Consider the following 22474-nt stretch of genomic DNA (forward strand, 5'->3'; position numbering starts at 1 on the left):
CCATTTGCGGGGCGTTAGGCGTTCTGGTTCTCTTTCGCGTCGCCCTGAGCGGCGTTCGTTATGGCACGTTTAACACGCTATTCGGCGCACTGGAGAAGACCAACCATGTCCCGTAACTATCTGTTCACCTCCGAATCGGTTTCTGAAGGCCATCCCGACAAAGTCGCCGATCAGGTCTCCGACGCGATTCTCGACGCTCTGCTGGCGCAGGATCCCAAATCCCGCGTGGCGTGCGAAACCATGGTGAGCACCGGCTTTGTCACCCTGGCCGGCGAGATCACCACCAACGCTGTGGTGGACTACCAGAACGTCGCTCGCGACACCATTCGCGAAATCGGCTACACCTCCTGCGACGCCATGGGCTTCGACGCCGACTCCTGCGCGGTGTTCGTCTCCCTGGACAAGCAGTCCGTGGACATCGCCCAAGGCGTCAACGAAGGCGAGGGCATCGACCTCGACCAGGGCGCCGGCGACCAGGGCCTGATGTTCGGCTTCGCCTGCAACGAAACCGAACACCTGATGCCCGCGCCCATCTACTACGCGCACCGTCTGGTGGAGCGTCAGGCGCATGTGCGCAAAAATGGCGCGCTGTCTTGGCTGCGCCCGGACGCCAAATCCCAGGTCAGCTTCCGCTACGAAAACGGCAAGCCGGTGGCCATCGATGCGGTGGTGCTCTCCACCCAGCACGGCCCGGAGATTGAGCATAAGACGCTGACCGAAGCGGTGATGGAAGAGATCATCAAACCGATTCTGCCCGCTGAAATGCTGCATGCGGGCACCGAGTACCACATCAACCCGACCGGTCGCTTCGTTATTGGCGGCCCGGTGGGCGACTGCGGTTTGACCGGTCGTAAGATCATCGTCGACACCTACGGCGGCATGGGTCGCCACGGCGGCGGCGCCTTCTCCGGCAAGGACCCCTCCAAAGTGGACCGCTCCGCCGCTTACATGGGGCGCTATGTGGCCAAGAACATCGTCGCCGCCGGTCTGGCCGAGCGCTGCGAAGTGCAGGTGGCCTACGCCATCGGCGTCTCCAAGCCGATGTCGCTGATGGTGGAGACCTTCGGCACCGGCGCGGTGACCGATGAGCGCATCGCCGAGCTGGTCAAAGAGCACTTCGACCTGCGCGCGGGCTCCATTGTGAAACAGCTGGACCTGCTGCGTCCCATCTACAAGCCCACCGCCGCTTACGGTCACTTTGGCCGTCCCGGCTTCTCCTGGGAGAACACCGACAAGGCCGACGCCCTGCGCCAAGCCGCCGGTCTGTAAGTTTCCTTCAGGAAATCAGAGTTTTCTTGCCGCTCCCGTCATCTCATATGCAGATGGCGGGAGCGGTTTGCGTTACGCTAACCGAATTTCGTCCCGCGTCCAGTGACGGCGCGCCGGGCGTTGCAAACCTTTCAGGGAGCATCCCAAGTCATGAATGAAGCCCTTAACAAAGCCAATCTGGTCGCTGGTCAGGATTACAAAGTCGCCGATATGGCCCTGGCCGAATGGGGCCGTAAAGAGATTCAGATCGCCGAGACCGAAATGCCCGGCCTGATGGCCATTCGCGACGAGTTCCGCGCCGCGCAACCCCTCAAGGGCGCGCGCATCACCGGCTCGCTGCATATGACCATTCAGACCGCCGTGCTGATCGAGACCCTGGTGGATCTGGGCGCTCAGGTGCGTTGGGCCTCCTGCAACATCTTCTCCACCCAGGATCACGCCGCCGCCGCCATTGCCGCTGCGGGCGTGCCCGTCTATGCCTGGAAAGGCGAGACCCTGGAGGAGTACTGGTGGTGTACTGAGCAGGCGCTGGATTGGGGCAATGGCGAAGGCCCCAACATGATTCTGGACGACGGCGGCGACGCCACCCTGTTGGTGCACAAGGGCGCCGAGTACGAAAAAGCCGGCAAAGTGCCCGAGCCCACCGCTGAGGACAGCGAAGAGTGGACCGAGGTGCTCAAGCTGCTGGCCAAGAACTACGCCGAGAACCCCACCAAGTGGACCGAGATGGCCAAGGGGATCAAGGGCGTGACCGAGGAGACCACCACCGGCGTGCACCGTCTGTATCAGATGGAGAAATCCGGTGAGCTGATGTTCCCGGCCATGAACGTCAACGACTCAGTGACCAAGTCCAAATTCGACAACCTCTACGGTTGCCGCGAGTCTCTGCTGGACGGCATCAAGCGCGCCACTGACGTGATGGTGGCGGGCAAGATCTGCGTGGTGTTGGGTTATGGCGACGTGGGCAAGGGTTGCGCGCAGGCCTTCCGCGGCATGGGCGCCACCACCTGGGTCACCGAGATCGACCCCATCTGCGCGCTGCAGGCGGCGATGGAAGGTTACCGCGTGGTGACCATGGACGAAGCCGCCTCTGTGGGCGATATCTTCGTCACCACCACCGGCAACTTCAACGTGATCGACCATGACCATATGGCGGCGATGAAGGATGAAGCCATCGTCTGCAACATCGGTCACTTCGACAACGAGATCAACGTGGCCTCCCTGCGCACCTATGATTGGGACAACATCAAGCCGCAGGTGGACCACATCATCTTCCCCGACGGCAAGAAGATCACCCTGCTGGCGCAGGGCCGCCTGGTGAACCTGGGTTGCGCCACCGGCCACCCCAGCTTCGTGATGTCCGCCAGCTTCACCAACCAGACTCTGGCGCAGATTGAGCTCTTCACCAAGAGCGAAGAGTACACCAACAACGTCTTCATTCTGCCCAAGATTCTGGATGAGAAGGTGGCGCGTTTGCACCTCAAGAAGATTGGCGCGCACCTGACCACCCTGACCCAGAAGCAGGCCGATTATATTGGCGTGCCGGTGGAGGGTCCGTACAAGCCTGCGCACTATCGCTACTAAGTCGCGCGAGGTAGAAATTAAGAGAGCCGTCCCGAAAGGGGCGGCTCTTTTTTTTGCGCCAGCACGGAGTCAAAGTGTGTGCGTGACGCAGCTTGGTCTTGCGCTGTCTAACGGGCCGCCGACTGGTCGGCGGCGGGGTCTGGGGGCCGCTGCCCCCAGCGGGTGTGGGCAGCGCCCACGGTGTGGCAGTAGTCTTTAGCCGTTTCCCCATTGAAGAGAGTGGAGCCAGCAGGGAGTTGGAGAAGACGCTCGGAACGTCGAGCCAGCACGGAGGCCGTCGGGGAAACGGCGGGTGAGCAGGCCCGCAGGGCCGTCGTCCGCAGGACGGCGAATGCAGTAGGACTCAAAGCCAGGGAAAGTCAAAAAGTGTTTGCGGGCGGTGGTATGAAGAAATAAATCTCCGATTTCACAAGAATTCTTAGTCTTTACTTTCGGTGTATTGGTCTTTCTGTTTCTTTTCAGTTGAATTAATAATGTTTCCTCTAGTGGCAATATCTTCTTTTATTATCGTATATTGTTTTTTCTTCTTTGATTTCTCATGATGCTCCATCCAAATGTTTGCACTATATTTATCAGCGATTTTCTTTATTGATTCTTCTGAGAAGCCAAATGTTTTTGCCAACATTGACACTAATCTTCCAGAACACTCAAATATTTCTAGGCTTGTCTGGTAGATGTCTATAATAAGGCTCTCGCTTACTTCCTCTTTGCGGTCGAGAAAGCCCTGAAACTGCATGATATGGCCCGTGAGGGTTCCAAAATGCCCGTTGAGGACATGATAGTCCACCTGTGCCGTAATTGGTAGTTTTGATAAAATATCGGGTAGTGGCTCCGTTTAGCTGATCACTATATTTCCAGACCAAACTCGTAGCGGTTGATAAACAGGCCAATGACCGTGTCGTGCATCACCTCGCATTTGGAGAAGCAGATGGTCTTTCTGGCCAGTCGCTTGATGCGAGTGCGCCAAGTCAGATGCTTGCGCTCAATACGCTGAGTGTTGCGCTTGCCCACGAAATGATTTGGGGCCAATGGGACGCGATGGTAAGCGCCCCAATCATCGGTAAACAGGTTGGCGATGCCAAAAGGCTCCAGCAGTTTACGCAGCTCTTTGAGCACAGCATCTTTCCGAGTTCCGAAGACATATGCCAGGACGCGGCCTGACTGGCGTTCGATGGCATGCCAAATCCATCGAGGGTTGGCCTTGCTGCCGACATAGGACCACATTTCATCAGCTTCTGCTTGATCAACCCGAACCACGTCGACCGGCGTATCGGAAGCCAGTTCAGCCAGAAGTGGAAGATTCACCTGTGAGATTCCGGTGTTTTTTTATCTCTCGGGTGATGGTGTTGCGCCCGACACCCAGGACGCGAGAGGTGTCACGAATCCCAGCGCCGTTAAGAGTCATCTCAAGGATTTGACGTTTTACCTCTGGTTGACGCCCTTTGTGGGTGTAGGTCGTTTGGAAATAGCGGCGTTTACAGTCTGGATTGTCGCAGCGGAAGCGCGGCTTCCCATTGGACTGTTTGCCATTCTTTACAACGTTTTGGCTTCCACATTCTGGGCAATGCACGGTAATCATGGCCATCTGTTTTCTCCACTATCCATGTGAGAACGATGGCCAAATCCATGCAAGTTTTATACAAAATCAGCTAAACGGAGCCACTACCAAATATCGTAAGGTAGCTTGTATTCTTTTATATAGTCCTGTATATAGCCCTCCATGTTTTTCAATTCTCGCGCCATCAATGCTGCGGATTTCTCTTTTTCAATTTTTATTTCTGGGCTATTTGATTTCATGAACTCTGCAAAGCTAACATATAAATAATACCATTCATTAATTTCTGTATCCCCAGAATTAGAAACTCTCGATTGAATGTCGTTTTCAATGCTTTTCATTTTATTGTTTGTGATGTTGAGCGCATCTTTAACATAACTTTTGGCTCCCAGGATTTTGCACATTAACGCAATATAGGAAGCAGCGATTTCGCTCCTTTCGCTTCTGACTTTGGCTTCGTGGTGTTTTGTATTAAAATAATAATTGGCAATTGCGGCGATCGATGCACCGACAATGGCTGATAAAAGATGTCCGAAACTAAACATATAAGTTCCATCGGTTATGTTTTCACAAATAATTTATATTGAGTATACTCTTAAGGGCTTGGTTGGCTAAGTTAATTCCAGAAAACACTTTTCAACTTTCCCAAGCTCGAAGCTCTACTGCAGTTCGCCGCCCTGCGGGCGACGGCGCTGCGCGCCTGCTCACCCGCCGTTTCCCCAACGGCCTTCGTGCTGGCTTCTCGTTGCGCGCTTCTTATCCAACTTCGTACTGGCGCCCACCCTTGTTCAATGGGGAAACGGCCAAAGACTACTGCCACTGCCACACCGTGGGCGCTGCCCACACCCGCTGGGGACAGCGGCCCCCAGACCCCGCCGCCGACCAGTCGGCGGCCCATTAGACAGTGTTGGGCCGACCTGCGTCACGCAAACACTTATGACTCGCCCAGCGAACGCACAAAATCCGTCAGCAACGCCTGATCAACCTTATCGCCCATCTTGCGCATCGCCCCCAGCGCCTTGAACGGCGTCATGGCGTCCCGCTTGCCCGTCTGGCTGGTCAGCGAGTCGTACACCTCCATAAACGCCACAATCCGCGACAGCAGCGGCAATCCCTCATTGCGCAACCCCGCAGGGAAACCCTCTCCGTTAGGACACTCGTGATGTTGCGCCACAATCTGCGCCACCTGGTGATCCAATCCCGCCTGCTCCACACAGAAGCGCGCCCCCACCTCCGGGTGCTCCACCACCTCCTCATGCCAGGCCGGGTTGGCCTCAATCATCTCAAACATGTCTGTGGGGTCGAGAATGCGCCGTCCTACGTCATGCAATAGAGCGCCCAGTCCCAAGACCGCCAAGTCAGCGTCGGGGAGATTCTTGTAGGCGCCCAACCCCATGCTCAACACACTCACGTTGACCGCATGGGTGAGGGTGTGGAAATTGTCCTGATCCCCCATCAACAGCCCATAGCAGCTATCCCTGTTGTTCAGAATGATGGGCAACGTCTGGGCAATGGCGGCTTCAGCGGCTTCGCGTCCCTTTGCGGGCTCGTCCGTATCGTAAGCGCCATAAGCGGCCAATTTCATCGATTCGCGCAGCAGCGTGCCGCCTGTGGCGTTGAGCGGGTCGTAAGTGGCCTGTTGCGCCAGCTGGGCTTGCAGAAAGGCTTGAAACGCCGCCAGATCCTGTTTGCGGATGAGCAGTTTATAAGCTTTGCTGCGGTGCGCGGGAAGTATTCGCTTCTCCACTCCCGGCAGATTGGGGGCCGCTGTGGGCACAGGCGCGCCTTTGTGCAGCCGGTAGAGGGTGATGGGCAGAGTCCACCCCTCTTGCAGTGCAGTGCGCGAGACTGGCACGAACTGCTCCTGACAGTAGCGCGCCAGCGGGTTCACCCCAGGCTTAAGCGGTTGATCCTGCACAAACGCAGCGGCGTATTTGCCATAATCTCGTGCATGGATGAAGACATGCTCGGTCCCGTTCTCACGCAAGCGGGAGACAACGGCGGACTCCATGGGCAGGTTGCCCTCGCGAAACAGCACGTATTCGGCGCCGCGAATGAGGAAGACGCTGAAGTCGTAAATCTTCTCTAAGGGCAATTCGGCGGTGGGAATCGGAATATACGCTTCCATTTTGGCGGTCTCGTCAAATGGCGCGGCTTGATGGGGCTGCAGCCTCAGTTTAAGAACGTGTTGCGTCGAGATTATAATAAGTGTCAAGAATGCAGAACGAAAGAGGCTTATTAAATCAATGCTTGGCCACGTCTATGAAGCTCGGCGGCGGCGCAGACGCGCGTTAGCGAATGGGCGCGTAGTTATCCAGCAGGGTCAATAGCGCAAACCCCGTCGCCATGGCGGGCAGTCCCGTCTGGTCGCTGAGTTGCGCCGTCAGGGAGGGGAAGTCGCGCGGATGTTGAGCGCGATAAGAGCGCAGCGCCTCCACCCAGCGCGACAGACGGCGATCCCCATGGGTCACTTTCAGGTCCATGATCCAGTTGTTGGGGAATCCGGCGGACTGATTGGTGAAAAAGGTCTGCGCCGAGCGGGTGATGGCCAGCACCTCCTGTGGCGAGAACTCAAAAATCGGCTCGCGCTCGGCGTAGGCGACCACATTGTCGAAACTCCCGGCGATGTCTGAGCCGCACCATCCGGCGGTCAGCTCCAACATCACGCGGGTCTGCGCCACACGGTCCATCTCGAGGTCTTTGAGATGCACGCGGGCGATGTCGGCGACATCAATCACCACATGGCGCGGCTGCGCGTCAAAGAAGGCTTTGACGCCCTGCACATAGCGGTTGGGGGTGTTGCGCGGCGGCAGGTAGTGGGTGTTGTAGACATAGCGCCAGATCTCGCCAATGACCTGATCGCGGTCATCCACGAACTGCACCCGCACGCCGATGCGCGCACGGTCGTCGGTCCCGCCCATGACCCGCTCGGGGATCATGTCCAGCTCCAGGCGGTCGATGGGACGGTTGAACACGCGCCAGATCTGCCACGGGGCCTGGCTGCGGCTCTCCTGCACCAGAATGCGGCCATCCTGCAGCGACACCGGGGTCATCTGATACACCGCCACCTGGGGCGGCGGCGGCGCCACGCCCGCCTCGGCCAGGGTTTCACACCCTTCTGGGGCGCGGCCAATCAGCCAGCCGTTGCCGATAATGGGGCCGGGGGCGCGATTGAAATCATCCACAAAGAACTTCTGTGAGCCAAATTGCGGCGCTTCAGCCTGCGCCGCGCGCGGGGCGGCCGACCACAGCACGGTGAAGCAGGCCGCCGCCAACAGCAACGAGGAGACGCGGGAGGAGACAGCGGCGTTCTTGGGCATGGGATGCGGTATCCTGCTCACATGGCGCGTTGATATTGGCGATAGTAACGCAGCACTTTGGCCACGTAGTTCTGTGTTTCCGGGTAAGGAGGAATGCGATTGCCGTACTTTTTTACCGCGCCTTCTCCCGCATTGTAAGCAGCCAGGGTCAGACGCAGATCGTTGTTGTACATCAGCATCAGTTTGCGCAGGTGCTTTGAACCGGCGCGCACGTTGGCGCTGGGGTCGCGGCGATTGCGCACGCCGTACTGTGCGGCGGTGCGGGGCATCAACTGCATCAGCCCTACTGCGCCCTTATGGGACTCGGCGTCGGGATTGAAGCTGGACTCCACGCGAATCACCGCGCGCACCAGGGCCGGGTCGATGCGATTGCGCCGCGCCTCTTTATAAATCAGGCTGGCGTACTTGCCCGAATAGACCCCTTTGCGCCGACCGTCGCTCTCCACCCGCATCAAGCGCCGATAGCGTTTATCCGAGGGCTTGTTGGAGATGTGAATAACGCCATCCTTGTCCACAAAGGCGTAGATGTCCGCCAGCGCTGGCTGCGGCGCAGTCAGGACAATCCACGCCAATGCCACGCCAACCAGAAGCGCTGGGGCGCGCAGAGGGGAGAAGGATGGCAAAAGTCGTTTCATGGTTCGCAATGTGACGCACGGATCATGGTCTTGCTGTGTATGCCGCCGCATCGCCTGCATGCGATCAACGCCAACTCCCTTTTTATCAAGAGTGTCGGGATTTTGTCAAATTTGGCCGCCTGGGCGGGGCTGGGATTGCGTCTGTTGCGGCGTGATCGCCTCCAGTAGACGCAGTTTGCGAATGGGCTTGGTCAGGCACATGTCGCAGCCAGCTTGGATCATGCGCTCTTGCACTTCCCGCATGGCGTGCGCGGTCAGGCCGATGATGCGGGCGGCGGGCCACTCATTGCGCGCTTCCAACTCACGGATCTGGGTTGCGGCGGCATAACCATCCATGCCGGGCATCTGTACATCCATCAACACCACGTCGGGACGCTCCTCTGCATAGCGCTGAATCGCCTGTTCGCCATTGGTCGCCTCCAGTAGACGGTGCGGCGTGTGTTTGAGAAAGCTGCGAATCAGGAAGCGATTGTCCTCGGAGTCATCGGTAATCAGCACCGTCAGAAGCGCTTCGGCGGAGGCGCTCCAACTGGCGGCGCGCCCTGGATTGACGAGTTCGGATGGGATTTTCGGGGTCTGCTCTCCTGCGTGCATCTGCGCGTGTGGCAAGGGTAGGGCGAGGTGAAACACGCTGCCGGATTGTCCATCGCTCACCACCCAGAGATGACCATCCATCATGTCCGTGAGGTGGCGACAGATGGAGAGACCCAGGCCCGATCCCCCCATGCCTGCTTCATCCTTGGCGTGGGCCTGGGCAAAGGGTTCAAAAATCGCCTCCTGTTGGTCCAGCGGAACGCCGGGACCGTCGTCGATAACGCGGAAGTGGAAGATGGATTCGGCGTCTTCGGCGTGCTCGACCTCTAACCGCACGCCGCCACTGCGGGTGAATTTGATGGCGTTGCCCAGCAGATTGAGCAGAATTTGGCGCAGGCGCTGCGCGTCGCCCAGGAACAGCGCATCGGCGTCGTCGCAGTAGGACTGCTCCAGCATCAACCCTTTGCGTTCCGCGCGCACGGCGAGGATGTCGCAGGTGGCGGAGGCCAACTGTTTCAGGTTGAAGGGTTCTGGCTCCAATTGCAGTTGGCCCGCCTCGATTTTGGAGAGATCCAGAATGTCGTTGATCAGCGCCAGCAAGGTTTCTCCCGCATGGTTGATGGTGCGCACATAGCCGCGCTGTTCGGCGTTCAATTCGCCTTCAGAGAGCATCTCGCTCATCCCCAGCACGGCGTTCATGGGGGTGCGAATATCGTGGCTCATGGCGGCCAGGAAACGACTCTTTTCACGACTGGCGGCTTCGGCTTCCAGTTTGGCGGCGCGCAGGCTTTCCATCATCTCCTGCTGCATGGTGACATCGGTGGCCGCTTCCAGTCGCGCCGGGCCGCCATCGACCCAGGTGATCACACTGACGCGCGCGGCGTACCAGCGTTGGTTGAAGGCGTTGCGATAGAGCGTGACTGCGCTGCGTGAGGCCACCAGCGCATTGCTCTGGAACCCAGCCGACTTGGCGGCTTCCAGCGAGTCGCCATACAAGCGCCAGCACGGTTCGCCTGCTGGCGTCATGCTGCGTCCATGCAGGTTGACGAACAGCACCTCATGGGTGCGCAGCGAGGCCACCAGCACAATGCCGTCAATGCCGTCCAGAATCGTTTGTAGACGTTGATGCGATGCGGCCAGTTTACTGCGGTTCTCCTGCAGCGAGCGCTCGGCGCGTCGGCGGTCGGTGATATCGTGGACAATGGAGTAGAGCAGGTCGCCCTGCTCGGTGTGAATGGGTCCGGAGTGCACCTCCACATCACGCTCTTCGCCATTGGCCAACCGATGACGGAAGAAGAAGTGGGTGCGCTCTTCCGAGCGCGCCGCACTCATCTCCTCGGCTACCTCTTGTGGCGTGAGCGTGTTGATCTGATCGATGCGCATGCTCTGCAGCTGCTCGCGGGAGTAGCCATAGAACTCCAGGGCGGCCTGGTTGGCGTCCATAACGCGCCCATCGGCGGGGTCGATGAGTAGCTCTACCGCTTTATTTTGATAGAACAGTTGCCGGTGGCGCGTTTCGCTTTCGGCCAACGCCAACTCCAAATTCTTGCGTTCCGTGATGTCGCTGTGGGCGCCCACGGCGCGCAGGGGCTTGCCTGCGATATCCCGCTCCACCACGCGTCCCCGGGTGAGAATCCACACCCAGTGGCCCTCAGCGTGGCGCATGCGGAACTCGCGGCTGTATGCCCCAGAGCCGTTGAGAAGCTCCTTTTGCAATTTTGCCACGGTGGCGTCCCGGTCATCCGGGTGGATGCGCGACTCCCATGCCGTGTAGTCGTTAAGGTCAGTCCGGTCGGGATCCAGTCCCACCATCTCCAACCACCGGGGGCTGTAATAGACATGCCCGCTGGCGATATTCCAATCCCAGATGCCATCACCGGAACCGAGCATGGCGTACTGCAGGCGCTGCTCCTGTTCGCGCAGCGAGGATTCCCGTTCATGCCACTCCGTGATGTTGACGTGGGAGCCCACCATGCGCAGCGGACGTCCCTGGGCGTCACGTTCGCTGATGAGCCCGCGTGAGAGGATCCAACACCAGCTCCCGTCAGCGCGACGCACCCGATACTCCTGCCTGTAGCTGCTGGCGCGTCCTTCGACATAGTTTTTCAATGCGGTGGTGGCGGCATCCCGATCATCTGGGTGCAGGAGGCCTATCCATGTGTCCACATGGGGCGTCAGGGCGCCGGGCGGGTAGCCCAGAACGGTTTCCGAATGGGGGCTGAACTCGGCGCGGCCGCTGAGAATATGCCACTCCCACATGGCCCCTTCGGTGCTCGCCAGGGCCAAATTGAGCTGCTCGGCGCGTTGACGCAGACGAAATAGCTCGGCGTGCTGTTTATCGTATTGGTCCGACAGCAGCGCCAGTTCATGGCTTTGGGCGTCCAGGTCTGCGTTGTTGTGAGTCTTTTGCTGGATGTTGCGCGAGCGGAGAGCCAGCAGTGTTGCTGAGGCGAGCAGCGCCAGTGCGGTCAGGCCCAGCCAGGGCGCGGGGGAGGGCGTGGGATTGTGCAGTTTGGCGGCGTGCGGCGGGGCCTCGGCGTCTGCGGCAGAGGCGGCGGTGGGCGCGCTGCTGCTGACAGCGCAAAACAGGGCGGTCAGGACCGCAAATATGGGGATGCGCGACGCACTCGACATTGATGAACTCAATTGCGGGGCTGCGCGCCCGCTGCGGTGGCGTGTGATCAGGGTAAGGCGTGTGTTCTCAAGGGGCTAAATTGCACGACTCTGCCGAGTTTAGCAAAATTGTTCGCCAATAAACGAAAAAAACCGACGCCAAGGCGTCGGTTTTTTACAAAATACACTCTGAGTTTGTCAATGCGCCGCCGCATGGGCGACGCAAAGCTTATTCGCTCAACCGCGTGACGCTGTTGATGAAGATCGGCTCAACCGGCACATCCTGGTGGAAACCCTTGTTGCCAGTCGGGGAGTTGACGATGGCGTCCACCACATCCATGCCCTCGACCACCTCGCCAAACACCGCATAGCCGAAGTCGCGGCCGCCGTGGTTGAGGAAGTCATTATCATTGACGTTGATAAAGAACTGCGAGGTGGCGCTGTCCACCACGCTGGTGCGGGCCATGGCCAGAGTGCCGCGTTTGTTGCCCAGGCCGTTGTCGGCTTCGTTCTTGATGGGCGCATTGGTGGATTTCTCGCGCATGTTCTCATCCATGCCGCCGCACTGAACCATGAAGTTGGGGATGACGCGGTGGAAGATGGTGCCGTTGTAAAAGCCGCTATCCACATAGGCGAGGAAGTTGTCCACGCTGATGGGGGCTTTGTCGGCGTTCAAAGCGACCTTGATGTCGCCTTTGGTGGTGGAAATCAGAACCATGACTTCGTCTCCTAGTGCGATTGTCGCGCCAGCGGCCTGGGCGGGCGCGAAGTTCAGTGTTCCGACCAGCATCCACAGAGCCAGCCAGAAGGTGTGGGTAAAACGGGTAAGATGGGTGCGCAGGCGCGCCATAGTGGCCTCCATGCCGAAGCGACGATCGGGCGTCGTATGCTGAAAGAGAGAGAAGATAGCCGATTTGCCCGCTCCAGGCCAAGTCGCCGCGTGCAGGCGCGCCGTGACGGGCGCGCAAGGTCCCGGGCAAACATTCGAAAAAGAAATCCACCTTGTTGGGAGAATGAATTTGCCTTGCGCCAAATATGAGCCTATTTTAAATATAACCCCGTCTGAAGTCGCGTGATGGTTGCAGCCTCTCCTTGACGACAGGATGCAACACACCAGTCCACTTTAGGCGGGTTTTTTTTGCCCCGCGCGTTCCCGCCCATCCCGCCCACATCTGTGGCGCTTGACCCTACTGCTTTGGAAAGCCCGTGAGATTCGCCGCCATCGATATCGGCTCCAACGCCGTGCGTCTGCTGATTGCCCGCGTGTATGAATCCAGCGACGACGCGCCGCCGCTGTTGCGCAAGGAGGACCTCTACCGCGTGCCGCTGCGGCTGGGTGAGGACGCCTTCACCCATGGCGCGCTCACCCCGCGCACGCAGGAGCGTTTTCTGCAAGTGATGAGCGCGTTCAAGCAGCTGATCGATTTTTTCGAGCCAGAGGATTTCATGGCTTGCGCCACGTCGGCGCTGCGCAGCTGCGCCAATGGCCCGGCCACGGTCGAACGGGTGTGGCGCGAGTTGGGTTTGCGTATCGACATTATCGACGGTGAGCGCGAGGCGGATCTGATCGCCTTCAACCGCGATGAAGGGCAGTACGACAAGGGCGACTATCTGTTTGTGGATGTGGGCGGCGGCAGCACGGAATTGACCATTCTGCACGAGGGCTCGCGGGTGATGGCGCGCTCATTCAAAATCGGCACTGTGCGCCTGAAACAGGGTTTGGTGAATCCGGAGGAGTGGCGCGCCATGGAGGCGTGGATCTTCGTCCATACGCCCGCCTATGAGCCCCTCACCGGCATCGGCTCCGGCGGCAACATCAACAAGATCTTCAAAATGACCGGGCGCAAGAAGAAGGAGGGGCTGCCGGTGACCGCCCTGGCCGCCATCCACAGCGAGTTGGCGGAGATGAGTATGGAGTCGCGCATGCGCCAGTTGGGGCTGCGCCACGACCGCGCCGATGTCATCGTGCCCGCCGCGCAGATCTACCTGCGGGTGGCGCGTTGGGCCGGACTGGGGCGCTACATCGTGCCGCAGATCGGCCTGTCAGACGGCATGGTGCGCTACATGCACCGGCGCTATCTGGAGGGGCTGGTCAACTGCTGATATGGCGCAAGGCCCGCACCGCATGCGGGCCTTTTGTTTCTGAGCGCAGTTGTCGGGATCAACCCGCTTCCCAGCGTCCATCGGGCAGACGGCAGGCGCGCTGCACCACGGTTTCGCGACGGCCATCGATCACCGCTTCGATCTCGGCGTCGCGACACACCTGGCCGCTGCGGGAGGTGACCGCCGGTTTGGGGGTGACGCGATACTGGTTGCCGGAGTCGGGGTTGACCCAGCTGGAGGTCTTGTTGGAGGGCGAGGTCTCATAGACGTCGCGCAGGCGCTGTTTATCCGCCTTGTCCATCTCGTTGCCAATCATGTAGCCCAAGGCGCCGCCAATGGCCGCGCCGATGAGCGCGTTCTGCTCCTTGTTTTTGGACTTGCTGGTCAGCGAACCGGCCAGGGCGCCCGCCAGAGCGCCGACGCCAGCGCCCTGTTGGGCGTTGTTGGCGCAGCCGGCGAGCGCCAGCGGCGCAGCGATGGCAACCGCAATCATGCCACTCAGAACAGCGCTTTTATTCCGACTCATGTGTGCATCTCCTGGACGTTTATCCCGTTTGATTCCTGTTATACGGGCGAAGTCTGTGTTTCAATGGCCGCTGTGGGCGAATTTCTCTTCCCTCAGGACGGTGTTTCCCTGAATATAGTGTCGCAATTTTGCCCCATTGGTTTCAACTCCTGTGCATTTTTGACCGCGTGGCGCGGCTTGGTGCGCACAACTTCTGGAGCCCTCGCAGCGGCATGAGCACGGTGGACGACATCACCCTGGAGCGCATCATCGAGCGTTATGACGAACGGCGCAACCTCTATGAGGATTTTATGAGCCGTCAGGTCACGCTGCTGACCGAGTTCCTGGCCGAAAACGGCCCGCGCGTCTTCTCCGTCACCGGTCGCGTCAAAAGCCGCGACAGCCTGCGGCGCAAACTCCTCTCCGGCCCCCCCTATACTCGTCTGGAAGAGGTCAAGGATCTGGTGGGGATCCGCATCGTCACCTTCTTCCAATCGGAAGTGGACCAGGTGGCCGATCAGATCCGCAAAGAGTTCCAGATCGACGAAGCCTTCATCTTCGATCGCGGCGAGGCGCTGGACCCGGAACGCTGGGGCTACGGCGCGCGCCACTACATCGCCAGCATGCTGGAGTCGCGCCTGCGCTTGATCGAATACAAGCGCTTCGTCGGTTGTCAGGCGGAGATCCAAGTGCGCTCCCTGCTGCAACACAGTTGGGCGGAGATCGAAGCGGTGATGGGCTACACCACCCGTGAGAGCTTCCCCCGGGAGCGCCGTCGGCAGTTCGCCCGCGTCGCCGGACTGCTGGAGTTGGCTGATCAGGAGTACAACGAGATCCACCAATTCCTCAAGCCCTACGAACAGCGTAAGGCGCAAGAGGCGGCGCAGTCGGCCTCGGAGGATAAACCGCAGGTGCGTCGCGATCCCGTCGGGCGCGATGCGTTGCTGGACTTTGTGCGCGAGAACCCCACCTGTCGCGATCTGGACGCCCGGCTGGCCGCCACCATCAATGTCAATGTGCAGGATAACGACGCCTTCATCGACAAATTGCTGGAGCATCTGGCCTACGTTGACGTCACCACCATGACCCAGCTGGAGAATGAGTTGCGCACCCAGCGCAAGTCGATTCTCGGCATCGGCGGACAGCTCTTCAGTCGCCATGGCGGCGAGCGCGACTACGCCGCCCTTTGGCGCGGCATCAGCGTCTACATGGTCTGCTACACCCTGGCCGCCTCGTCGCAGAAGGCCGATCAGATTCTGCTCTATCTGGATCGCACTGAGATCGGTCCGCTGCTGGAGCGCGACGATCTGGCCGACGATCTGGACCACTGGTAAGCCCCGACCGCGTTTTCGACTTCTCTTCTTAAGCGGCAAGTGACGCTGGCGTCCTTGCGCGATCCCGGATACCATAGAGCCATCCATTCCTATCCAGGCGCGATCCGACGTCCTGGAAGCACCGGAGCATGGCATGATGAAATTCCACCGTTTTCTTTGCGGCGCATCCCTCGTCGCTGTGACTTTTCTCATTCTGGCTGCGCCGCGCATGGCCAATGCCGACATTTATGAATGCGTGGACGCCCAAGGTCAGTCCGTGTGGCGCAACAAGCCGTGCATGAGTGGCGAAAAGCAGAAATACCATAAGCGATTGGAGCGTTTGGGCACGGAGCCGGGCGTGACGCCCCCCAACAATACGCCGCAGCAGGAGGCGCAACAGCAGGCGCCGAACTTTATCAGCGCCAACGCCAAGCAGGAGGCGCTGAAAAAAACGCGTCAGCAACTGGCTGAAGAGATGACCAAGGCGCAGCAGGTGATTCTCAACTCCGACCCGCAAACCATGGTCAAAATTCTGCAGATGCAGAACTCCAAGGAGGTGCAGGCGGTGCTCAACGACCAGTATCTGATGCGCGCCATCAAAAACGGCGATGTGCGCTATCTGCAAAAGAGCAAAAAACTGCAGGCGCTGAGCAAAAATCCTGAGATTCAGCAACTGATGCAGAGCGTCAACAAGTAAGCCAGTGGAGTGGATCGTCATCACGCTGTTGGCGCTGACCGGGGCGGGTTGGTTTGCTGATACAACGCTACCGGGTTGGCTGGCTGATGACCTGCCCAAGGCGGACTTGGTGCTGGTGGATAAACAGCGTCGTCGTTTGCATTTGATGCGCGATGATGCGGTGATTCGCAGCTATCGCGTGAGTCTGGGCGGCGCGCCGCAGGGGCATAAACAGCAAGAGGGGGATCAGCGCACGCCGGAGGGGGACTACCTGCTGGACTGGCGCAATCCCAACAGTCGCTTTCACAAGTCGCTGCATGTCTCCTACCCCAACGCGCAGGACAGCGCCGCTGCCGAAGCGCGCGGCGTCTCGCCGGGGGGCGAGATCATGATTCATGGCCTGCCCAATGGTTGGGGCTGGTTTCCCTGGGGGTTCCAGGGGCGGGACTGGACGCTGGGCTGCGTGGCGGTGGAGAGCAATGTGGCCATGGAGGAGATCTGGCGCGCCGTGAGCGATGGCGCGCCGATCCGTATCTATTAAGCCGGTTTTTCTCCGTCTGCTGCTCCCTGTAACATGCCATCCAGAACGGGGCGCGACGTCTCCAGTCGCGTGCTCAAGCCGCGTCCGGCATCCAGGTCGTGTTGCGCCGACTCCACTGTCCACGCGCCGTCCAACAACGGACCAAATCCGCTTAGCACAATCTGCTCTTCGGCCTGAATCTCCGGCCGTCCTGGCAGGGTGAGGGACAACGACGCCTGGGTGCGGGTGAGCTTGTTCAGATAGCTTTTCGCCGCCGCACGCGCCGCTTCTGCGGTGGGGTAGGTAGTGGGGATGCGATAGATCGGCTGCTGCGGCGCACCCGCCCGTTCACAGTTCGATTGCGCCTGATCCAAATCATGCCAGTAGGCTTCCACCCCATTGTATTGATTGCGGTCGGCCAGGGTCACGCTCCAACTGACGATGCCGTCATAGGGGATGGCGTGTGATTTCAGCGGCGCGCCGCCGACGCTGCGCGCGCCATCCTTGGGGACGAACACCAACTGCTTCTGCGCGATTTTGACCACCGCATCATACTTGTGCGCCAAACGGGCGATGAAATTGGCGTCGCTCTCTTTGGTCTGATCGATGTGGGCAATGAGGATAGCCGCCAGTTTTGGCTCGATGCTGGGGGTGAGCTCATGGCGTTTGGCGATGGTTTGCACAATGGCGCCCAGCGTCTGGCCGCGCCAGGATTGGTCAATGGGCGCGCGCAGGGCGCTGCGCATGTCCGCTGCGTTGGCGCGAATGCGCATCTGACGCGGCGGTCCGCTCATCTCCACGGCGTCGACGACAAATTGGCCCAGATCGATCAGCCCCTGACCTGCGTATCCCAGGAAGAGTTTGAGTTGCGCGCCGAGCCGGGGCGGGGCGATGCGGCCGCCGTCATCGTCCAGCGTGATGGAGGCGGAATCCGACTTCATGCTGGCTTTATCGCTCACGGACAAGGCGATCAGCAGTGGGTCAAGATTGGCGGTGATATCCTTGCTGTCGGCTTCGATTTTATAGATTGGTTGCATCAGTCCCACAGCCTCACGGTGGATTGAATCGGTTCATCAGCTGGCGCAGGCGGCAGGATGACGCGCGTGCGCGCGGGCAATTTGGGGCCGTGGTCGGCCAGCCCCGGGTTGGCCTCCAGCACCATGACGACGGCTTTTTCGTGGCCGTAGTGGCGATGGCAGATCCAGTCGACCATTTCACCCTCTTTGGCGTGGTAGATCACCTTCATGGGCTTATCCTTTGTCGTCGTGATAGCGGGAGAGCTCCAATGAGAACTCGATCTTGCGCGCCGCGCCGTTATCGAGAAAATAGCTGCGTGTCTCCTGCACATTGAGAATGATCCAGCGGCCGTGCACGGCGCCGCAACTGCTCACCAGTTGCAGCGCTTTGCCCGCCTCAGCCATGCGGCGCATGCGCGGCAGTTGCTCCAGACCGTGCTTGCTCTCCTGCGGGTAGATCACCCCGTCCAGTGTGATGCGCTCATCACCCGGGCCGGTGAATTGACGTACGGCGCGCTGTCCAGGACGCTCATGGCTGGGCCAGCGATAGGCCGCGCTGTGCTTGAGGGAAGCGGGCGCTGCGGTGCTGAGACTGAAATCGAAGTCGCCCAGAGTCATGTAGGCGTTATGGGCGTTTTGTTGTGGCATGGTTCGCTCCTCTCTTATCCGTTCAGCGCCAAGGCGTGTCCGTCGGCAAACAGGCTGCGGACTTCTGCAGAGTGTTCAAGTTCACGTTTGCGCAGCGTTTGCTCAATCAACTGCAAGAGCCCGGCGCGATCTTGAAGCAGGGCTGCGGGCGCTTGAATTTGAATGGTGGTGTTCGGCGAGTAGTTGATCACCGAGGGTTGGCTCGGCGGTGCTTGCATAGCACTCAAGGCGTGCGGCGTTGTGGGGGCGGCGTCTGCTGGTGAGGCGTTGCCAAAGCCGAAAAAGCTGGAGATTTTCTCACCAAGGCTGGCGCCAATCTCTTCGCCGCCGATGCTGCCGAGGGCCCCGCCCAATAATCCGCCGATAACCGTGCCGATGCCGGGGAGAATCATCGTCCCAACGGCGGCGCCAATGGATGCGCCCAGAGAGCCGCCGGCGATATCGCCCGCCAAAGCGGCGCCTTGTTGCAATTTTTTGCTCACAGGCGCATCGCCCATGGCGATCTCTTTCACCGCCATGGCGCGCATCACCCATTGAACCGGCGAAACGCGTTTATAGAGGGCTTTGGCCATGGATCTGGATGCGGAGCCGAATGTGGCGACTTTCTCGCCTAGAGTCGTCGCCATGCGCCGCGCGCCCCCTTTGGCGCCCTGCAAGGCTTTTCTGGCCAGTTGTTGCGCGCTGCGTAAGCCGGACTTGGCCGCTGTGGCCAATCCTCTCCCCGCTCGAGCCAATCCATTGGCCAGTTTTCCCTTCAGCGATGACCAGATACGACCAACGCCACTGGCTAAACTGCTCAGGAATTGAGTCCCCAGATTCAGCAGGCGTCCAATGAGTCCTTTCCCGCCGCCAATTTTGGGCGATTTCCCTTTTGTCTGAGAGTCCGCGCCTCGTCGCGTGTTGCCTGAGGATGCTTGTCCTGCGCCCAGGGCGCCATTGCCATCACAGGGCGTTTTGCCAAAGAGTTTTTTCAGCAAAGGGGCGCTTTTGTAGAGACCGACGGCGGCGAGGGTCAGATAGCCCATGATCGATCCCTGGGCGCGCTCAAGCAGTCCGATAATTGTTTGAAAGTGGTTGCTCAGTTCGTTGACCAGCGGGGTGGTGACGTCGGAGAAGGAGGCCATAAAGGGCTTGAGCGCCTGACCTTTGGAAGATTCAATGCGGTGCGTGATGTCGGCGAGGCGCCCTTGCTGATTGGCGATTCCTGCGCCGCGCGTTTGCGCAAGGCGCGTCAACGCCCCCTGCGCCGCTGCGGGATTTGCCGCGCCGCCTTGCCCGTTGGCGCGCGATTTCGCCATCCATTTGTTGAGCAGCTCGTGCGGTGAAAGCTGGGGGTTTTTCGCACCCATGGCCAGGAGTTCAGCGTGAGCGTTTTTGACTGCGCCCGGCCCGCTTTTGGGCAGAGTGGATAAATAGTTGGCCAGGGCGTCGGATTGCGTGGCGTTGAGCTTCAACTCCTTGCGCCACTGCCCACGCATTTTCGCCGCCGCCTCGCCGCTCATGCGGAAGGCGATGGACATTTTCGCGGCTTCCTGAGCAAAGTGGTCCAACTCACCGCCTTGCAGATTACGGCCAGCGCCGACGGCGTAAGCGTCCAGAACCCGTGAGGAGGAGAGGCGTAGGCTTTCAGCCGTCGCGATGGCTTTCTGTTCAATTTGTGCGATTTTCGCCCGTCCATCGGGGAGTTGGTCGCTGATTGCATTGAGCCGCTCTTCGCGTGTTTTTGCAGCGTAAACAGCGTCATTGAAGGCCGCCTGCTCGGAGGTCTCTTGAGCGACGAGAATGGGACGTTCGTTTTTGACGATCACGTCCAACGGCGCTTTGGACTCCAACTCGACCGCCCTCTTGGCGACGCTTCCGGGCTGGGCGCAGCAGATCTGTTTCGAGATGTTGCCGCCGACTTTGGCGACGTTCAGGTCGCCGAGTTTGAACCCGCCAAGATTGAGTCCGCCCAAATCAAGCTTGCCGCTCAACTCAAATTTTGTCTCGATCTTCGGACCTTGGGACTTGCAGCATGATCGTGTGGGGAATCGCAGAGCGGCCAAACCGCCTGCGATGTCAAACAGCCGCTGCAGCGCGCGCGCAAGGCGCTCGATGCTGGCGTCGCGGAAGATGTCCGTCTCCATCTGCGCCATATCCGTACGCAACTTCTCCATGCGTTTGGCGTGGGCGAGGGTCTGTTGTGTGAAACGTTGTTCACTGACTGCGCGCCGTTCGAACGCTGTGCGCATCTGCTCCAGATAGTCATTGTCCAACGCGGCATGCTCCGGAATCGTCGCGCTCATGGTTTGATGCTCCTATTCATCTTATTGAAATGGACGTGGTGGTTGCGGTTGTGACGAGCGGCTCGGAGCCGCTCGGCTGAATTAAGGGCGGAGCAGGGCAAAACGTTCAATGGCCATCTGTCGCCATTTGCTCAGCTCTTCGAGCGGCAGGGCCTTGAGCTCGGATGGCTGCCAGTGGAACACCAGAGCCAAATCCGCCATCGCTTCGTGGGCCTCTTTCAAGCTCAGCCGAAAAAACCGCCCAACACCTCGCCCAGTTGGGTGAAATCCTCCGCGTCGAGCAGACGCACTTCTTCCGGGGAGAGCTGTGCGCTTAACGCGATAGCCTGGATCGATTTTCCCAGGTCGCTCTGTTCATGTTGCATCACCTCCAGATCGCCCACGGTGAGGCGGCGCAGATTGATCTCCTGGACCGTGCGTCCATCGATCTGAATCGGGTGACGGAGTTGATATTTGGTGGTTTGCATGTTGGAATCTCCTCAGATTGGAATGCGCCAGAGGCGGAGTGGAGTAAAGTGATATGACAATATCATATCAAAATGATTGAGTGAAAGCGGATAATCACATGCTGATACTGTTTTGTGGTGGAGGCGCACGGAATAGGCGATCAGGAGCATGCCGTTTGTGGGGTTTGCAAACGGCGAATAAAAGGTGTCGGCGATGATGGAGTCCAAAGCGTTCTGGCGTGCGGGAGATGATGGCCGCGCACTCTGCACGGTGTGTCCGCGCGAGTGCGCCCTGCAGGAGGGGCAGCGTGGATTGTGTTATGTGCGGATGAACCACGGCGGCGCGGTGGTGTTGGAGGCGTATGGCCGCTCCAGCGGTTTCTGCGTCGATCCGATCGAGAAGAAGCCGCTGCACCACTTTCTTCCGGGCACGCCGGTGTTGTCGTTTGGCACAGCGGGATGCAATCTGACGTGTAAGTTCTGTCAGAATTGGGAGATCAGCAAAGCGCGCGATCAGGATGCGCTGACCACGCAAGTGGCTCCAGAGGCGGTGGCGCGCGCGGCGCAGCAGACGCGCAGCCGCAGCGTCGCCTACACCTACAACGACCCGGTGATTTTCCTGGAGTACGCCATGGACTGCGCGCAGGCGTGTCGCGAGGTTGGGGTGCGCTCGGTGGCGGTGACGGCGGGCTATATTCAGGAGAAGCCGCGCGAGGCGCTGTTTGCGCAGATGGATGCGGCGAATGTGGACCTCAAGGCGTTCTCGGAGACGTTCTATCGCAAGGTGGCGGGCGGGCATCTGCAAAACGTGTTGGACACGCTGATCTACCTCAAGCATCACACCACGGTCTGGTTTGAGATCACCACCCTATTGATTCCTGGGCATAACGATTCCGAGTCCGAGTTGCAGGCCATGACTCAGTGGATCGTGGACAATCTGGGGGTGGATGTCCCGCTGCACTTTTCCGCATTTCACCCCGATTTCAAAATGCGCAATCTGCCGCGCACGCCCATGGCGACGCTACAGCAAGCGCGTCGCATCGCGCGGGGAAACGGTTTGCGGTATGTCTATCTGGGCAATGTGCGTGACCATGAGTCGGCCACCACCTATTGTCCCGGGTGTGGCGCAACGCTCATTGGCCGCGTGAGTTATGAACTGGATCAATGGGGGCTGGACGCAAAAGGAGCGTGTCGGCGTTGCGGGACGCAGGCGGCGGGGGTGTTTGAGGCGCAGCCAGGAAGTTGGGGCGCACGGCGTCTGCCGATTCGCATTGTGTAGCGGCCAGCAGAGAGCGGACGCAGGGCAAAAATGCGGCGGGCTACCGATGGAACGCCCGCCGTCGCAGTTACACAAGCATAGGATATCGAAGCCAAAACTGGACAGTTTGCACGAAGCCGGAAAGTGGAAAACCGGGACATTTATTGGCCCGATTTTCCGGGGTCTGGGGTCTA

22 protein-coding genes are annotated in these 22474 nt (G+C 59.6%); 7 read left to right on the plus strand and 15 right to left on the minus strand.

Features of this window, described 5'->3' with window-relative positions; all coding sequences use genetic code 11:
- Window positions 1–105: 105 nt before the first annotated feature.
- Complete coding sequence (gene metK, locus MAIT1_RS13815; RefSeq protein ID WP_085443503.1) at window positions 106–1269, plus strand: methionine adenosyltransferase; 1164 nt, start codon at window positions 106–108, stop codon at window positions 1267–1269.
- Window positions 1270–1419: 150 nt separating this feature from the next.
- Window positions 1420–2853 (plus strand): adenosylhomocysteinase, encoded by a 1434-nt coding sequence (gene ahcY / locus MAIT1_RS13820; protein WP_085443504.1) that lies wholly within the window; start codon window positions 1420–1422, stop codon window positions 2851–2853.
- A 418-nt stretch (window positions 2854–3271) separates the two neighbouring features.
- Here the strand turns inward: ahcY and MAIT1_RS13825 are convergent, their stop codons facing one another.
- The 8 genes from MAIT1_RS13825 to MAIT1_RS13860 form a co-directional block, all read right to left on the minus strand.
- Window positions 3272–3640 carry a hypothetical protein gene (locus tag MAIT1_RS13825; protein ID WP_143814847.1) on the minus strand — a complete coding sequence of 123 codons (369 nt, stop codon included), beginning with the start codon at window positions 3638–3640 and terminating at the stop codon, window positions 3272–3274.
- A gap of 59 nt (window positions 3641–3699) precedes the next feature.
- A protein-coding gene (locus tag MAIT1_RS13830) for an IS1 family transposase (protein ID WP_414673634.1) occupies window positions 3700–4438 on the minus strand; the annotation gives its coding sequence in 2 pieces (ribosomal slippage) (window positions 3700–4140 and window positions 4142–4438; 738 coding nt in all).
- A 77-nt stretch (window positions 4439–4515) separates the two neighbouring features.
- Window positions 4516–4953, minus strand: a complete 438-nt coding sequence (locus MAIT1_RS13835) for a hypothetical protein (protein ID WP_085443506.1) — start codon at window positions 4951–4953, stop codon at window positions 4516–4518.
- Window positions 4954–5342: 389 nt separating this feature from the next.
- Window positions 5343–6536 carry an HD-GYP domain-containing protein gene (locus MAIT1_RS13840; RefSeq protein ID WP_085443507.1) on the minus strand — a complete coding sequence of 398 codons (1194 nt, stop codon included), beginning with the start codon at window positions 6534–6536 and terminating at the stop codon, window positions 5343–5345.
- 163 nt (window positions 6537–6699) lie between these two features.
- Window positions 6700–7728, minus strand: a complete 1029-nt coding sequence (locus MAIT1_RS13845) for a hypothetical protein (protein WP_085443508.1) — start codon at window positions 7726–7728, stop codon at window positions 6700–6702.
- Window positions 7729–7745: 17 nt separating this feature from the next.
- Entirely contained in the window at window positions 7746–8306 is a 561-nt protein-coding gene (locus MAIT1_RS13850; RefSeq protein ID WP_349678496.1) for a transglycosylase SLT domain-containing protein, read from the minus strand.
- 162 nt (window positions 8307–8468) lie between these two features.
- Window positions 8469–11531, minus strand: a complete 3063-nt coding sequence (locus MAIT1_RS13855) for a PAS domain-containing protein (protein WP_085443510.1) — start codon at window positions 11529–11531, stop codon at window positions 8469–8471.
- 208 nt (window positions 11532–11739) lie between these two features.
- Window positions 11740–12300 (minus strand): peptidylprolyl isomerase, encoded by a 561-nt coding sequence (locus MAIT1_RS13860; protein WP_414673649.1) that lies wholly within the window; start codon window positions 12298–12300, stop codon window positions 11740–11742.
- Window positions 12301–12716: 416 nt separating this feature from the next.
- Here MAIT1_RS13860 and MAIT1_RS13865 point away from each other — a divergent pair, with 416 nt between their 5' ends.
- Window positions 12717–13613, plus strand: a complete 897-nt coding sequence (locus tag MAIT1_RS13865; RefSeq protein WP_085443511.1) for a Ppx/GppA phosphatase family protein — start codon at window positions 12717–12719, stop codon at window positions 13611–13613.
- 58 nt (window positions 13614–13671) lie between these two features.
- Here MAIT1_RS13865 and MAIT1_RS13870 read toward each other — a convergent pair whose 3' ends face one another.
- The gene (locus MAIT1_RS13870) at window positions 13672–14139 is read right to left on the minus strand and encodes a YMGG-like glycine zipper-containing protein (protein WP_198947898.1); all 468 of its coding nucleotides are present in this window, start codon (window positions 14137–14139) and stop codon (window positions 13672–13674) included.
- A 212-nt stretch (window positions 14140–14351) separates the two neighbouring features.
- Here MAIT1_RS13870 and MAIT1_RS13875 point away from each other — a divergent pair, with 212 nt between their 5' ends.
- From MAIT1_RS13875 to MAIT1_RS13885, 3 genes are all read left to right on the plus strand, one after another.
- Window positions 14352–15452, plus strand: a complete 1101-nt coding sequence (locus MAIT1_RS13875; RefSeq protein ID WP_085443512.1) for a GTP pyrophosphokinase — start codon at window positions 14352–14354, stop codon at window positions 15450–15452.
- Between the two features lie 133 nt (window positions 15453–15585).
- The gene (locus MAIT1_RS13880) at window positions 15586–16128 is read left to right on the plus strand and encodes a DUF4124 domain-containing protein (RefSeq protein ID WP_085443513.1); all 543 of its coding nucleotides are present in this window, start codon (window positions 15586–15588) and stop codon (window positions 16126–16128) included.
- Between the two features lie 4 nt (window positions 16129–16132).
- Window positions 16133–16648 carry a L,D-transpeptidase family protein gene (locus MAIT1_RS13885; protein ID WP_085443514.1) on the plus strand — a complete coding sequence of 172 codons (516 nt, stop codon included), beginning with the start codon at window positions 16133–16135 and terminating at the stop codon, window positions 16646–16648.
- On the opposite strand, the gene MAIT1_RS13890 is transcribed toward MAIT1_RS13885, so the two are convergent.
- From MAIT1_RS13890 to MAIT1_RS13915, 6 genes are all read right to left on the minus strand, one after another.
- Complete coding sequence (locus MAIT1_RS13890; protein WP_085443515.1) at window positions 16645–17664, minus strand: contractile injection system protein, VgrG/Pvc8 family; 1020 nt, start codon at window positions 17662–17664, stop codon at window positions 16645–16647. The genes MAIT1_RS13885 and MAIT1_RS13890 overlap by 4 nt on opposite strands.
- Entirely contained in the window at window positions 17664–17873 is a 210-nt protein-coding gene (locus tag MAIT1_RS13895) for a tail protein X (protein WP_085443516.1), read from the minus strand. Before MAIT1_RS13895 ends, MAIT1_RS13890 begins: the two co-directional genes overlap by 1 nt.
- Window positions 17874–17877: 4 nt before the next feature.
- Window positions 17878–18291, minus strand: coding sequence for a phage tail protein (locus MAIT1_RS13900; RefSeq protein ID WP_085443517.1), 414 nt, complete (start codon window positions 18289–18291; stop codon window positions 17878–17880).
- Between the two features lie 14 nt (window positions 18292–18305).
- The gene (locus MAIT1_RS13905; RefSeq protein ID WP_085443518.1) at window positions 18306–20576 is read right to left on the minus strand and encodes a hypothetical protein; all 2271 of its coding nucleotides are present in this window, start codon (window positions 20574–20576) and stop codon (window positions 18306–18308) included.
- 81 nt (window positions 20577–20657) lie between these two features.
- On the minus strand, window positions 20658–20777 hold the full coding sequence (locus MAIT1_RS13910; RefSeq protein WP_143814849.1) for a GpE family phage tail protein: 120 nt from the start codon (window positions 20775–20777) through the stop codon (window positions 20658–20660).
- Between the two features lie 23 nt (window positions 20778–20800).
- Window positions 20801–21043: a phage tail assembly protein gene (locus tag MAIT1_RS13915; RefSeq protein ID WP_085443520.1), complete on the minus strand. Its 243-nt coding sequence runs from the start codon at window positions 21041–21043 to the stop codon at window positions 20801–20803.
- Between the two features lie 193 nt (window positions 21044–21236).
- On the opposite strand from MAIT1_RS13915, the gene amrS reads away from it, so the two are divergent.
- The gene (gene amrS, locus MAIT1_RS13920) at window positions 21237–22301 is read left to right on the plus strand and encodes an AmmeMemoRadiSam system radical SAM enzyme (RefSeq protein ID WP_143814850.1); all 1065 of its coding nucleotides are present in this window, start codon (window positions 21237–21239) and stop codon (window positions 22299–22301) included.
- The last annotated feature ends 173 nt before the right edge of the window (window positions 22302–22474 follow it).

The organism is Magnetofaba australis IT-1 (assembly GCF_002109495.1).
GTDB classification, from domain to species: Bacteria; Pseudomonadota; Magnetococcia; order Magnetococcales; family Magnetococcaceae; genus Magnetofaba; species Magnetofaba australis.